Source organism: Streptococcus mitis, from assembly GCF_003944325.1.
Lineage (GTDB): Bacteria > Bacillota > Bacilli > Lactobacillales > Streptococcaceae > Streptococcus > Streptococcus mitis_CW.
The window spans coordinates 1-606 of sequence record NZ_RJPX01000110.1 but is presented as its reverse complement, the minus strand read 5'-3'; the positions used below and the strand labels follow the sequence as shown (position 1 = coordinate 606).

Below are 606 nucleotides of genomic sequence, written 5' to 3'. Positions count from 1 at the left end.
CGAAAAATTTGTCAGCTTCCTTATTCTGAAAGTGAAAAAGTAAGAGTTGATAGAGATTATAGTGGTGTTTTAAGTCTTCTGAATAGCTCAAAAGCTTGTCTAGAATCTCTTTATTTGTTAAGTGCATACGAAAAGTAGGGCGATAAAAACGTTTCTCACTGAGTTTCCGACTATCTTGTTGGATAAGTTTCCAGTAATGCTTGATAGCCTTGTATTCATGGGATTTTCGATGATACTGATTCATGATTTGGACACGCACACGACTCATGGCACGGCTAAGATGTTGTACAATGTGAAAGCGATCTAGAACGATTTTAGCACACGGAAAAAGCTGTTTAGCCAAGTCATAATAGGGACTAAACATATCCATAGTAATAATTTTCACTCGACATCGGACAGCTCTATCGTATCGAAGAAAGTGATTTCGGATGACAGCCTGTGTTCTACCTTCAAGAACAGCGATGATACTGAGATTATCAAAATCTTGTGCAATGAAACTCATCTTTCCTTTTGTAAAGGTATATTCGTCCCAAGACATAATCTCAGGAAGGCGAGAAAAATCAGGCTTAAAGTGAAAGTCATTGAGCTTGCGAATGACAGTTGAAG

General features: G+C 37.8%; 1 protein-coding gene. It reads right to left on the bottom strand.

Going from position 1 to position 606, the window contains the following annotated elements; genetic code table 11:
• Positions 1 to 606, bottom strand: a 606-nt coding sequence (locus tag D8787_RS11310; protein WP_142999780.1) for a transposase, incomplete at both ends; no start/stop codon positions are given.